The 9,433-nt window shown below is 70.9% G+C and carries 10 protein-coding genes; 5 read left to right on the forward strand and 5 right to left on the reverse strand.

Going from position 1 to position 9,433, the window contains the following annotated elements; genetic code table 11:
* Positions 1 to 279: 279 nt before the first annotated feature.
* Genes aztD through aztB form a run of 4 tightly spaced genes read right to left on the reverse strand, consistent with a single transcriptional unit; the run spans position 280 to position 4,691 of the window.
* Positions 280 to 1,503 carry a zinc metallochaperone AztD gene (gene aztD, locus G6028_RS10330; RefSeq protein ID WP_179523840.1) on the reverse strand — a complete coding sequence of 408 codons (1,224 nt, stop codon included), beginning with the start codon at positions 1,501 to 1,503 and terminating at the stop codon, positions 280 to 282.
* Between the two features lie 25 nt (positions 1,504 to 1,528).
* A complete protein-coding gene (gene aztC / locus G6028_RS10335; RefSeq protein ID WP_179523841.1) occupies positions 1,529 to 2,449 on the reverse strand; it encodes a zinc ABC transporter substrate-binding protein AztC in 921 nt (306 codons plus the stop codon).
* Positions 2,446 to 3,720 (reverse strand): ABC transporter, encoded by a 1,275-nt coding sequence (locus G6028_RS10340; protein WP_179523842.1) that lies wholly within the window; start codon positions 3,718 to 3,720, stop codon positions 2,446 to 2,448. The genes aztC and G6028_RS10340 overlap by 4 nt, the downstream gene beginning before the upstream one ends.
* Positions 3,721 to 3,743: 23 nt before the next feature.
* On the reverse strand, positions 3,744 to 4,691 hold the full coding sequence (gene aztB, locus G6028_RS10345; protein ID WP_187702058.1) for a zinc ABC transporter permease AztB: 948 nt from the start codon (positions 4,689 to 4,691) through the stop codon (positions 3,744 to 3,746).
* Positions 4,692 to 4,717: 26 nt separating this feature from the next.
* Between aztB and G6028_RS10350 the strand changes: the two genes are divergently transcribed.
* Positions 4,718 to 5,377, forward strand: a complete 660-nt coding sequence (locus tag G6028_RS10350) for a metal ABC transporter ATP-binding protein (RefSeq protein ID WP_182652656.1) — start codon at positions 4,718 to 4,720, stop codon at positions 5,375 to 5,377.
* 2 nt (positions 5,378 to 5,379) lie between these two features.
* Positions 5,380 to 6,189 (forward strand): adenylate/guanylate cyclase domain-containing protein, encoded by an 810-nt coding sequence (locus G6028_RS10355; protein ID WP_179523844.1) that lies wholly within the window; start codon positions 5,380 to 5,382, stop codon positions 6,187 to 6,189.
* Positions 6,190 to 6,210: 21 nt separating this feature from the next.
* On the opposite strand, the gene G6028_RS10360 is transcribed toward G6028_RS10355, so the two are convergent.
* Positions 6,211 to 6,732: a TetR-like C-terminal domain-containing protein gene (locus G6028_RS10360; protein ID WP_422110533.1), complete on the reverse strand. Its 522-nt coding sequence runs from the start codon at positions 6,730 to 6,732 to the stop codon at positions 6,211 to 6,213.
* Between the two features lie 166 nt (positions 6,733 to 6,898).
* Between G6028_RS10360 and G6028_RS10365 the strand changes: the two genes are divergently transcribed.
* The 3 genes from G6028_RS10365 to G6028_RS10375 all read left to right on the forward strand — a co-directional run.
* On the forward strand, positions 6,899 to 8,071 hold the full coding sequence (locus tag G6028_RS10365) for an Rv3169 family protein (RefSeq protein ID WP_182658809.1): 1,173 nt from the start codon (positions 6,899 to 6,901) through the stop codon (positions 8,069 to 8,071).
* Positions 8,068 to 9,066, forward strand: coding sequence for a TIGR03617 family F420-dependent LLM class oxidoreductase (locus G6028_RS10370; protein WP_182658810.1), 999 nt, complete (start codon positions 8,068 to 8,070; stop codon positions 9,064 to 9,066). The genes G6028_RS10365 and G6028_RS10370 overlap by 4 nt, the downstream gene beginning before the upstream one ends.
* Positions 9,063 to 9,433: PEP/pyruvate-binding domain-containing protein (locus G6028_RS10375; RefSeq protein WP_277817595.1), on the forward strand; the 371-nt coding region annotated here is incomplete at its 3' end. The genes G6028_RS10370 and G6028_RS10375, both read left to right, overlap by 4 nt.

A 9,433-nucleotide genomic window follows, 5' to 3' on the forward strand; every position in this document is an offset into this window, starting at 1 on the left:
CAGAAAACCGCCGCAAAGCACTCAAACCCACAGCAGCGATGGCCGGCGGCATATCGTCCCACACGGGTGTACCCTGTGACCCCCTAGCCTCCGAGGCATCGCCGCTATCAACTGTCACGTCGACGGCGTTGGAGCCATCCGTACGGTCCAGCGGTCGCGCCGCGGTCCGGCTCCGCGGACTACCAGTGCACCCGCCCCCAACCCTCACCGCCTACGCAGAAACCGACGCCGACCATCGCCATCCACAGCGATGATCGGCGTCAGCCGTAGAAGCAGGCTCTAGCCCAGCGCGACCGCCATCTCGTTGGGCGCACCCGGGGTCTGGCCGGACGCGACGACCTCACCGGTGGTGAGGTCGACGGCGTAGACGGTGTTCTTCGCCGGCTCGCTCACGTAGGCGATGTCCCCGTTCACGACGATGGACGGGTGCGCGTCCTGCCACTCCGCCGGCCCCTCCCAGGGGTCGATCACGTCGTAGCTCTCGGAGATCTCGCCGGTGGCCGGGTCGATCACGCGGATGGCACCGTCGGTGCCGAGCAGGTAGGCCATGTCGTTCGGGCCGCGCACGACGTCGCGCCAGGTGTATCCGACGCCCTCCGGCAGGTCCACGACCTCGTGGGTGCCCGCCTCGGTGTCGATCAGTGCGATCTTGGTGAGCAGGACACTCTCGGCATCCGGGTCGTCCTTGTAGTCACCCACCACGAGCGGGCTGTCCTCGCTCACGTACGCGTTGCCCATGCGGCCGTACTCATCGGCGGCCGTGATCTTCTCGAACTCCCCGTCCTGGAAGATCAGGGCGCCGTCCTCACAACCGAAGATCACCGTCTCGCCGGCAGCGGTGCCCTCACCGTGGATGCCGGGGCACTCCTCGTTGCGGGCGATCTCCTCGCCGTCGGCATTGACGGCGAACGCACCCGTGCGGCCCTCGTCGTCACCGATGGTGGTGAGGAAGGTGCCGTCGGTCAACACGATCGAGACACCGTGGTGGGCCTGGTCGCCGGGGATGGTCTCGAACTCGGGGAGCTCGCCGCCCGAGTCGGCGAGTGCCGCGGTGTCAAAGATGAAGGTGTCGCTGGTCCCGTCGTCGTACAGCACGGTCTTGCCGGCGTGGCGGACGACGTGCGCCGGGGTGTCGGCCTCGATCACCAGGTCGGTGAGCTCGGGCACCGAGGTGTCGAGCACCTGGAACCCGTCGGACGTGGTCACCAGCACGGTCTGCCCGTCGCCGAACGCGTTCAGGCGGGTGAACTCCTCGGTCTCGAACTCCTCGATGACCTCCAGGGTCTCGCCGTCGAGGACCGCGATGCCGTTCTCGTACGCCACGGCCAGGCGCTTCTCCGAGGAGCCCGCCTCCGAGGCTGCCGAGGTGGTGGTTGCGGTGTTCTGTGCCTCGGCGTCGTCCGCATCGGCGTCGCCGCCGCCGGTGCCGCACGCGGTGGCGAGCAGCGCTGCCGTCGCGAGCATCGCGACCGCTCCGGCCGCGCGGGTGTGTCGTGTTCTCATCAATCGTCCTTCTTCCAGTAGGTGGTCAGGTGGAGAGCCCGTCGACGATGCGCTCGGTGTTCGCGCGCATCATCTCCAGGTAGCTGGGGGCGCCCTGTCCCGGTTCGGTGAGCGACTCGGTGAACAACTCGATCACCCGGGTGTCGATACCGGCCTCGCTCGCGAGTACCTGCACCAGCCGATCCGGCTGGGAGGACTCGGCGAAGATCGCGGGGACGCCGGCCTCGGTGATCGCCGAGGCGAGCCCGTCGAGGTCGGAGGCACTGGGGGAGGCGAGGGTGGTCCCGCCGGGGATGGCCGCGCCGAGGACGCGGAAGTCGAAACGCTCGGCGAGGTAGCCGAAGACGTGGTGGTTGGTGACGAGGGCGCGGTTGTCGGCGGGGATGGTGGCGAACGCGGTGGTCATCTCGTCGTCGAGCTCGTCGAGCTCATCCCGGTACCGGTCGGCGCCCGCCTCGACGGCAGCCCGGTCGATGCCGTCGACCTCCACCAACTCGGCCTCCAGCGCGTCGACCACGTCGACCATGCGGGCCGGGTCGGTCCAGAAGTGCGGGTCGGCGGTGCCGCCGGCATCCCCTTCCGAGTAGTCGATGACCTCGACCTGCTCCCCCGCGACGAGCATCGGCACGCCGGTGGCCGCCACCCGGTCGAGGTGCTGCTGGAGCCCCTCCTCGAGCCCCAACCCGTTGGACACCACCAGGTCGGCGCGATCCATCAGGCTCGCCTCCTGGGCGGAGATCTCGCACGAGTGCGGGTCGGCGTTGCGCTTCATCAGGGTCGTGACGTCGGCCGCATCCCCCACCACGTTCTCCACCACGTCGCCGAGGATGTTGGTCGTCACGACGATCGTCGGATGGTCGTCCGTGGCGCCGTCCACCATCGCGCACCCGGACAAGGCCAGTCCGGCCGTGACGAGCACGGCGGACAGCACCGAACGCCGCCTCATCGTCCGGTCTCCGCGACGAAGTCGGGCGTGGTGGGCGTGTCCAGGCTCCGGGCAACCCGTGCGTCACCCCGGTAGTCGATCTCGTGGACGACCCCCGCGGCGGGGTCGTTGACATACGCCCGCTCCCGGTCGACCGTGAGCTCGATTCCGGCTGCCGTCTCCGGGGTCGCGACCGCCTCGGCCAGCAGTGGATCGGTGGCGGCGATCTCGGCCCCGGCCTCGCCGTCGTAGACGCGGACCCGGCCCTGACGGTCCACCGCCACCACGTGGGAGTCGTCGTCGCTCGCGGCGGAGACCTGTACCAACGGCACATCCGTCGGTACGAACTGCCACTCGCGTGCCCGGGTGTCGAGCAGCCAGAAGCCCTGGTCCCCGGCGAGCGCGGCAACGGCCGGCCGGCCCTTGCGGCCCCGGAAGTCGGTTGCGCGCGGCGCCTGGGTCCCCTCGGGGAAGGCGATACGCTCGAACTGCGGTTCGCCCTCCTCGTAGGTGGCCAGCAGTACCCCGTCTGCACACCCCACGACCACGCCGATGCGGGTGGTCGCGGCTCCCTGGGCGTCCGCGCAGGGTGCGGTCGCACCGTCGACCGGCGAGCCGTCGGCCCCGTGGAACTCGACCCCGGAGACTGCCCCCGCCTCGTCGACGGTGGTGACGAGCGCGCCACTGCCAAGGGGAGCGGCCAGGCCTTCGTGCGGCTCGGTCTCGAGGCGGAAGACCTCCTCGATCCGACCCTCGGACAGCGCCTCGTTGCTGAGCAGTACCGCCTCGCCCGACTCGGGGAAGAACACCCCGGTGCCGCCGGTGGTCGCGTTTCCGGAGGTCGAGACGACCGCCGGCCCCTCGCCGGCCACGGCTCCCAGAACGCTCGGGGAGGTCCGGTAGTAGTGGAAGTGGTCGACGTGATCCCACGTCCACACGCCGCTGTCGACGATCTCCACTCCGGCACCGGTGTCGGCGAACAGGTACCGGCCGTCCGAGGTGACCGCCGTCGGCGGGTCGATGCTGCCCGGTTCGGTCGTGGTGCCGTCCAGCAGGTTGAGCATCCCGACCGCACCGGTGCGGTCGATGCTCACCAGGTGCAGCTGCGGCTCGGCCACCTCCTCGGCCCCCTCGATCTCGCCGTGCCCGCTGCCGGTCTCCTGCGGCGAGGACTCCTCCACGGTCGCGGCGGACCCGGGCGGGGCGGCGTCCGGGTCATCCGTGCCACCCGCGCATCCGGTGAGGATCAGGGCGACGACGACGAGGGGGGCGATCGATCTCAGGGTGCGCATGCTCTGCTTTCTCGAGGGGTTTCTCACGGGGCGGGCGCTTCCGCTGCGGCCGGGGTGACGGGGTTGACCGGGCTGACAGGGCCGACCGGGCCGACCGGGGGACGGTGGCGCGAGAGCCGGGTGGCGCGAATCGTCTGGCGGACCGCGTGTGCTGACGCCGAGACCCCTGCCAGTGCGATCGCGGAGAACGCGATGGAGGAGCCCGCGGCCGTCCCGGCGTGCCAGGAGGCGAGCAGACCGATCACCACGGCGGCGCTCCCGAACACCGCGGCGAGCGCCATGGTCGACGGGATGCGCCTGGTCCACCGGTTCGCGGCGACCACGGGGGCCAGCAGCAACGCCACCACCAGCAGGGTCCCGACGGCCTGGTACGAGGCGACCACCGCGAGGGTCACGAGTCCGACGAGCGCCACCTGTGCGACCCTCGGCCGCAGCCCCAGGGTCTGGGCGACGCGGGGATCGAAGGCCGCGGCGACGAAGGCCCTGTGGAAGCGAACGGCCACGACCAGCGTGACCGCCAGCGCGGCGGCCAGGGTGATGAGTTCGGGACCGCGGATCGCCAGGATGTCACCGAACAGGACGGCCGAGGCGTCCGTGGCGAAGCTTCCGGAGTGGGACACGATGATCACCCCGACCGAGAGCATGGTGACGAACAGCAGCCCGATCGTGGTGTCGTAGGAGAGCTTGCCGCGCTTCTGCAGCGCCCCGATCGCCGCGCTCATCGCCACCGCACTGACGGCCCCGCCCACCAGGGCCGGGAAGCCGAGAACGGTGGCCAGTGCGACTCCCGGGAGCATCCCGTGCCCGATCGCCTCGCCGAAGAACGCCATGCCCCGGATGACGACCCAGGTGCCGACCACTCCGCAGATCACCGCCACCAGGACGCCGCCGACCAGAGCCCGCGCGACGAACGCGGTGCTGAACGGATCGAGGAGCAGGGACACGAGGACGTACAGTATCCATAACGACATTCATTATCAACAAGGAGGCCGCGAGCATGCCCCCACCGGGACCGGCCATCAGCGCCCACGGGTTGTGCTTCGGCTATGCGGGTCGCGAGGTACTCCACGACGTCTCCGTGGAGCTGTCGTACGGGACCCTCACCGCGTTCGCCGGCCCCAACGGGTCGGGGAAATCCACACTCGTGGAACTGCTCGCCGGCGTCCGCGTGCCCCTGAGGGGCGAGGTGCGCCGCCTCGGCTCCATCTCACTCGTGGTCCAGCGGCCCGCCGCGCCGGAGACCCTTCCCCTCACGGTCCGCGACACCGTCTCCATGGGGACGTGGGGACGACGGATCGGCAGGCGGGAGGCCCGCGGCGTCGTGGCCGAGATGATCGCGGCGGTCGGCCTGGACGGTCTCGAGTCCCGGTCCCTGACGGAACTGTCCGGCGGCCAGCGACAGCGCGCCCTTCTCGCGCAGGCGCTCGCGAGCCGCGCCGACATCGTGTTGATGGACGAGCCGGATGCGGGCCTGGATTCCACCAGTCGGCAGCACATCCACGAACTACTGGCCGACCAGGCCCATCGGCGGGGCGTGGCCGTCGGGTGCGCGTCCCACGACGAGCGGTTCGTCGCCACCGCCGATCGCGTGGTCCGCCTGGAGTCCGGGCACGCCACCACACACGGCACCACGGGAGCACGTGCGGCTACCCTCTGAGCATGTCGAACCCTCGGTGGGAGCGGGCGCGCGCGTCCGCCGCCCGAATCGCAGCGGGCGCCCGCGATATCAACAGACACCCCTCCGCGGTCGAGGCGTTGCGCCGCGCCCGGCGCGCGCTACCCGGCGATTCCGGGTTCGGAGATCCGCTCTCGGCCGCGGGCCGGGACAGCGCGGGGACGATCGCCCGCGTGGCCGGTCGCCTGTTCGACGAGCAGCCCACCGCCTCGCGCGAGTTGTCCCTGGGCGGGTTACAGGTGTGGCACGCACTGACGCAACGGTCCGGCCGAGGCGGCAGTGGGAGCGAGGTGACCATCGTGTTCACCGACCTCGTCGGGTTCTCCAACTGGGCCATGCGCGTCGGCGACGAGGACGCTCTACGGCTGCTGAGGGAGGTCGCCTCGGCCACCGAGCCGGAGGTGCGGAACCACCGCGGGCACGTGGTCAAGCGCCTCGGCGACGGCCTCATGGCGGTCTTCCCGTCGCCCCAGCTCGCATTCGATGCCGTCGTGGCCTGCTCCGACGGGCTCGACCAAGTGGAAGTCGCCGGCATGCGGCCCCGGATCCGGGCCGGTATCCACACCGGGAACCCCCGCCTGATCGGCGGCGACTACCTGGGCGTGGACGTCAACATCGCCGCCAGGCTGGCGGAGAAGGCGGGGACGGGCGAGATCCTGGTCAGCGAGACCACTCTCCCCGGACTGGATGAGTCCAGGGTGTCCACGCGTCGCAAGAGGAGCTTCCGGCTCACCAAGGCCAAGGGAGTCCCCGACGAGGTCGCCGTCTACACCGCGGTCCCCCGCCAGCAGTGACGGCTGCGCGCGCGGCAGCCGCTACTCGGATGGGCCGGGCCACCGCCCGGTGATGAGCTCGGTCATCTCGTCCACCCACGCCTCGTCGAGGGCGGCGTCCCGGCGGACGAGGATGCGAAAGATCACGGTGCCCGCGACCACCTCGGCGAGCATGGGCAGCTGGTCGTCGCCGCGCCGGGACCGGCCGAAACGGCTCTCGAACGCGGTGAGGTTGCCGGCCAGGCGGGCGATCATCTGGTCGTGGACCACGGGGTCGGCGACGGTGTCGGCGATCAGTCCCGGCAGCGCCACGCGCACCTCGGGCCGGTCGAACATCGACCGGATGGTCTCCACCAGCGCCCTGATGTCGCTGCGGACGTCCCCGGAGTCCGCCGGCAACACGACGGTCTCCGCGGACAGCACGGCCTCGTGGACGAGCTGTGCCTTGCCCGACCACCGCCGGTAGATGGCCGCGGTGGTCGTCCCCGCGCGCGCGGCGATCGCCGAGAGGGACAGCGCCGGATAGCCCGTCTCGAGGATGAGCTCCCTGGTCGCGGCGATCACCGCGGCATCGATCCGCCCGTCTCGCGGCCGCCCCGCGCCAGACCGTCCCGCGCCAGACCGTCCCTCGACGGACTTTGCCGATTCCCCGCCAACCGTGCGCGCGTCTGTTGTCATGGGTTCACCCTAGTTCCAATACAGTGCGCATCGTATTATCAGGGAGAGACCCGTGAAGCTCAGCCCGCTCGACGAGTACCCGATCCACCAGACCCACGCGCCGGTCACCTGGCCGGCCACGTCCGACCGGAACTTCTACGACCGGTCGTACTTCAACGTGCTCGACCGCGAGGGCCGATTCATGGCCCTGACCGGGATCGGGTACTACCCCAGGCTCGGGGTCAAGGACGCCTACTTCGTGGTCCGCCGTGGTGACACGCAGACCGCGGTGCACCTCAGCGACGCGATCGACGACGACCGCCTGCACCCGAACGTCGGGGGCTACGCCCTCGAGGTGATCGAGCCGCTGCAGGAGCTGCGCCTGACGCTGGCTCCGACGGAGGGCATCGCCGCGGACCTGACCTGGCGGGGACTGTTCCCCGCCGCCATGGAGGAGCCGCACTCGATGCTCACCGACCGGCGGGTGACGCTGCAGGCCAGCCGGTTCGCGCAGCTCGGCTCGTGGGAGGGGTGGATCGAGGTCGACGACGAGCGGTTGGAGGTCACCCACTCCTCCTCGGTCGCCGCCCGGGACCGCTCGTGGGGCATCCGTCCCGTCGGCGAGGCGGACGCACCCGGCCGCCCGGACACCGCGTTCCGGGGGATGTGGTGGCTCTACCTGCCCCTGGCGTTCGACGACTACCAGTTGTTCCTCATCCTGCAGGAGGACCCCGACGGCCACCGCAGCCTCTACGACTGCACGCGCCGCTGGCGGGACGGCCGCGTGGAGCAGCTCGACGGCGTGCGCGTGGACGTGGACTATCGCGTCGGCACGCGGATCCCGACAGGCGTCCACGTGGAGTTCATGAACCGCGCCGGCGATCGGTTCCGGCTGGACGTGGAGTCCAGGCTGTACGCGCCGATCGCGTTCGGCTCCGGGTACGGAGGCGACTCCTCCTGGGCGCACGGCAGCTGGAAGGGCGAGGGGTTCACCGAGCGGGTGAGCTTTGACCTCACCGACCCCGACGTGATGGCCGGGGCCGCGTTCAGCCTCATCGACCATGTCGGCCACGCCGTCTGCACGGAGGCCGACGGGACGACCCGCGAGGGTGCGGGCCTGTTCGAGCACGGCGTGATCGGGCCCCACCACCCGTCAGGCTTCACGGACTGGACCGACGGTGCGGGTTCGGGCTCTGACTCCGGCTCGGTTTCGGGTTCGGGCTCCCAGAACGGAGCGCAGGAGTGAAGGTCATGACGGCCCTGTTCGGGCCCACCGACGTGGTCCACCGCGCGGAGGCGCTCAAGGAGGCCGGTGCGGCCGGGGTGTTCACCTTCGAGGGACCGCACGACGTGTTCACCCCCCTGGTGCTGGCCTCTCAGGTCCCCGGGCTGGACGTGATGTCCAACGTCGCGATCGGGTTCCCCCGCAACCCCATCCAGCTGGCGCACCAGGCCAACGATCTGCAGCTGCTCAGCGAGGGCCGGTTCGTCCTGGGCCTGGGCACGCAGGTGCGGGCGCAGATCGAGAAACGTTACGGGGCCGAGTTCGACCGTCCCGTCGAGCGGATGAGGGAGCTGGTGGGGGCGCTGCGGGCCATCTTCGCCACCTGGGCCACCGGCGAGCGCCTGGACTTCCGCGGAGAGTACTACCGACACACCCTCATGACCCCCACCTTCGTCCCCGGGCCCAACCCGTACGGTCCGCCGCCCATCTACCTGGGCGCGCTCGGGCCGCGGCTGACCCGGGCCACCGCGGAGGTGGCCGACGGCCTGCTGGTGATGCCGTTCGGGTCGAAGAAGTTCCTCCACGAGGCCACGATGCCGGCCGTGCGTGCCGGACTGGCCGCCGCCGGTCGCGGCGAGGAGGACTTCGAGGTGGTGCCCGAGGTGATCGTGTCCGTGGCCACCGGGGCCGACGACGACCACGTGTCCACGCGCCGCCTGCTGGCGTTCTACGGCTCCACGCCGGCGTACAAGCCCGTGCTCGACGCCCACGGGTGGGGCGACCTCCAGCTGGAGCTGAACACCATGTCCAAGCAGGGCCGCTGGCAGGAGATGACGTCGTTGATCAGCGACGACATCCTGCACACCATCGCCGCGTGTGGCTCCCCTGCCGAGGTGGCCGCGCACATACGCGACCGGGTCGACGGGGTGTCGGACCGCCTCTGCCTCTACCAGACGGGACCCATCGCCACCGATGCGCTGGCCGAGATCGTCGAGTCGCTGGGAGGCGACCGATGACCCCGACGGTGGTCGAGTTCGATGAGGTCGCCGACGATCGCTACGGCGGGAAGGCCGCGGGACTGGCCGAACTCCGGCGCCTCGGCCTGGACGTTCCCCGGGGGTTCGTGATCGCGGACGCGTCGGATGACCTCGTCGTCGTCGACCTCTCCCGGTGGTTCGACCGCATGGCCGACGCCGGCGCGACGCCGGTGGCCGTGAGGTCCTCGGCGGCCGGGGAGGACGGTGAGGACCACTCGTTCGCCGGCCAGTACGACACGGTGCTGGGCGTGGACTCCGCGGCGCGCTTCGTCGACGCCGTGCGCACGTGCGTGGCCTCGGTGGACTCCGGCCGCGCCGCGTCCTACCGCGCGGAGCCGGTGGCCAC

Origin of the sequence: Dietzia cercidiphylli (assembly GCF_014145145.1) — a bacterium.
In the GTDB taxonomy this organism is placed as follows: domain Bacteria; phylum Actinomycetota; class Actinomycetes; order Mycobacteriales; family Mycobacteriaceae; genus Dietzia; species Dietzia natronolimnaea.

What these genes read in the sequence shown, in the direction of transcription:
- aztD (WP_179523840.1), bottom strand. Translation starts at nt 1,503, where the DNA reads ATGAGAACACGACACACCCGCGCGGCCGGAGCGGTCGCGATGCTCGCG.
- aztC (WP_179523841.1), bottom strand. Translation starts at nt 2,449, where the DNA reads ATGAGGCGGCGTTCGGTGCTGTCCGCCGTGCTCGTCACGGCCGGACTG.
- G6028_RS10340 (WP_179523842.1), bottom strand. Translation starts at nt 3,720, where the DNA reads ATGCGCACCCTGAGATCGATCGCCCCCCTCGTCGTCGTCGCCCTGATC.
- aztB (WP_187702058.1), bottom strand. Translation starts at nt 4,691, where the DNA reads ATGTCGTTATGGATACTGTACGTCCTCGTGTCCCTGCTCCTCGATCCG.
- G6028_RS10350 (WP_182652656.1), top strand. Translation starts at nt 4,718, where the DNA reads ATGCCCCCACCGGGACCGGCCATCAGCGCCCACGGGTTGTGCTTCGGC.
- G6028_RS10355 (WP_179523844.1), top strand. Translation starts at nt 5,380, where the DNA reads ATGTCGAACCCTCGGTGGGAGCGGGCGCGCGCGTCCGCCGCCCGAATC.